The 2,532-nt window shown below is 37.4% G+C and carries 3 protein-coding genes and 1 pseudogene; all 4 read right to left on the reverse strand.

Features of this window, described 5'->3' with window-relative positions:
• Positions 1-812, reverse strand: a pseudogene (locus tag BHECKSOX2_RS00075) (hypothetical protein); the annotation flags it as partial.
• Positions 813-850: 38 nt separating this feature from the next.
• A complete protein-coding gene (locus BHECKSOX2_RS00080) occupies positions 851-1,138 on the reverse strand; it encodes a hypothetical protein (protein WP_139681953.1) in 288 nt (95 codons plus the stop codon).
• Between the two features lie 13 nt (positions 1,139-1,151).
• The gene (locus BHECKSOX2_RS00085) at positions 1,152-1,394 is read right to left on the reverse strand and encodes a hypothetical protein (protein ID WP_139681954.1); all 243 of its coding nucleotides are present in this window, start codon (positions 1,392-1,394) and stop codon (positions 1,152-1,154) included.
• Between the two features lie 149 nt (positions 1,395-1,543).
• Positions 1,544-2,518 carry a DDE-type integrase/transposase/recombinase gene (locus BHECKSOX2_RS00090; RefSeq protein WP_139681955.1) on the reverse strand — a complete coding sequence of 325 codons (975 nt, stop codon included), beginning with the start codon at positions 2,516-2,518 and terminating at the stop codon, positions 1,544-1,546.
• Between the last annotated feature and the right edge of the window lie 14 nt (positions 2,519-2,532).

Below are 2,532 nucleotides of genomic sequence, written 5' to 3' on the forward strand. Positions count from 1 at the left end.
CTTTGTCCGAAGGCGGTGTATGCCATGCGTTCAACGATGTTGCCTTGTCCATCGGTGATGGTGTCTATTGAGCCGAGGTTGTCGTAATGTAGATAACGGGTTTTATCGGGGATTGGTGTTGCTGGCGTGCCTGATGTACCTGATGCACCTGTTGTGCCTGATGTACTCGTTGTGTCGGTTTTGATGTGAATGGCAATGAGTTGTTTATCTAGATAGATAAAGTGTTTATGCTCAGTATTGGTGTTTTGTTTGATTTTTTCATAAACCTTGCCAAAGTATTGAGTGGTGATGGTGGTATTGTCACTGCTTTTTGTTTGTACTTTTTGGTAACGACTTCTATTAGGTGCATAGGTGAAGGTTGTGCTGTCTCCTCCTTTGGTGAATTTCTTGGGCTTGTTAAATGATGTCCAAGTAATAGATTTATTGCCATTTTTGATCATATTGCCATTGGCATCGTAAGTGTAGGCTCTGTCTTGGTTGCTGGTATTGATTCTTAGGCCTGTGATTGAATTTGGCGTGTGGGGATGGGTGCTATTAACATTGTTATACTTGTAATCACCAACATCAGCTTTGTTGAGGATATTGCCATTGATGTTGTATTGGTAACTAACGGCATAACTATAATCAACATCATCAATCTTACCGGTGGTGCTTGATTGGGTTAGGCGGTCTAGGGCGTCATAAGTAAAGCCTTCGCTCAAACCTGAGATATGGTTTTGTCTTTGCGTGACATTGTCCATCAGGTCATATTCATATTCTAGGTTACGAATTTCATCAGGCTGATTGGATGGATTGTTTAATAAATTGCACACTGACCCTAATTATTTCAAATAAAGGGTAGCGTCCTCTTTTATTCAGTCAGTCCTTTTTTTATTTTATAAATAATATATCCAATAAAACCATAAAGAAATACATTTAGAATAAGGGATGCAAGTGAAAAAATTACGTTGTTTGCCATAGTAAAAAACCAAAATGGCCATGTAACTGTCATCAACTCGCCGCAAACATTACCAGCCTCTTCAATAAATAGAGATGGATAATCTATATAGCTACAAAAATCCACTATAGATGTTGTTGTTTCTCCAGAAAGATAAACCCAAAACATAGGAATTATTAAACCACCGACTCCCCATAACAAAATAACATTCCTTTTATTGTACATATTCTTTCAAATCACGCATAAAGTTGCTAGGTTTCCAACTATCTGGTATTGAAATACCAATTTTTTCTAACCCAATTCTAACTACATCCACACAACTATTATCAATAACATGGTAGTTTAGATCATAAGATACATCCAAATTATCTAAATAATCTTGATAAATACGGTCTTGTCTTGGCGTTGTTCTAATGACAACATTGTCAATACGTGCGTTTGAATAATCTGGTCTCATCTCCCCAACTCCCCATAATGACCCATTTTTTGAATAAAAACCTCTGGTGTTATTGCTGTTTACCGCTGAACCTAGATGTCCAAATGGATTTCCTTTTCCTCCAGCATACATATTAATATGTAAATCATTAAATGTCAGGTTTCACCACGTTATTCCCTACTTTCAAAAACCACACTCCGAAACATATCAGGCTTTCTGATAAACAAATCAGGCTTCAAATTATACCAATACTCTAAAGCCTCATAAGGCGTCCTTACCTTAATCTCTTTTCTAAGTCCACCATGTCCACGATTAAAATTATAAAAAATCAAAAACTTGTTCAAATCTTGCTTCATTTCATCAATGTTTTGATACGTTATCGCCTTAACTGTTGCATTCTTAATCGTGCCATTGACGCGCTCGACCATGCCATTGGTTTTAGGGGTTGCAGGCTGTGTTAATCGATGCTCAATCTCACTGCGTGAACAGAGTTTGTCAAATTTGTGTTTACCACTAACTTGCTTGTCTTTAGTGACAAACTTATCAGTAAACTCTAAGCCATTATCAGTTAATATATGCGTAATTGTAAAAGGATAAAAGTCCTTGCAATTATTAAGGAACTCAACGGCATTGATAGCGGTTTTATTCTCATAAATCTCAAAATAAAGCACCCTAGTAGCACGATCAATGGCAACAAACAAATATTGCTTCTTACCCGCTAGTTTTGGTAAATAGGTAACATCAATGTGTAAATATCCAGGCTCATATTCCTTAAATGTAGAGGCTTGTTGTTTCTTTTCTTGTGGCACTCGGTTAATGCCAAAACACACCAAAGTGCGATATACATTACTCCTATTGGCATTTGGCATGCAGGCAACAATACTATCAGTTAAGTCATCAAGTTCTAACCAAGTGAGGGTTCGTACTACTCGAATAATCTCACGCTCGGTCTCATTTAAAGCGTAGTGTATTGTCTTTGGTCTTGAGGTTTTGTCTTTAACAAAATCACGACTCTTCCATTTGGCAATGGTTTTAGTGCTAACACCAAAGCGGTGTGCTAAGGTAGTATTCGAAGCCTTAGCCCCGTGTATAATCGCTCTTGAATGTGCATTAGTATTCGCATTCATGTGGTAGTTCTGTTTCATATATTCTCCTTTTT

The sequence above is a fragment of the thiotrophic endosymbiont of Bathymodiolus puteoserpentis (Logatchev) genome (genome assembly GCF_900127505.1).
Lineage (GTDB): Bacteria > Pseudomonadota > Gammaproteobacteria > PS1 > Pseudothioglobaceae > Thiodubiliella.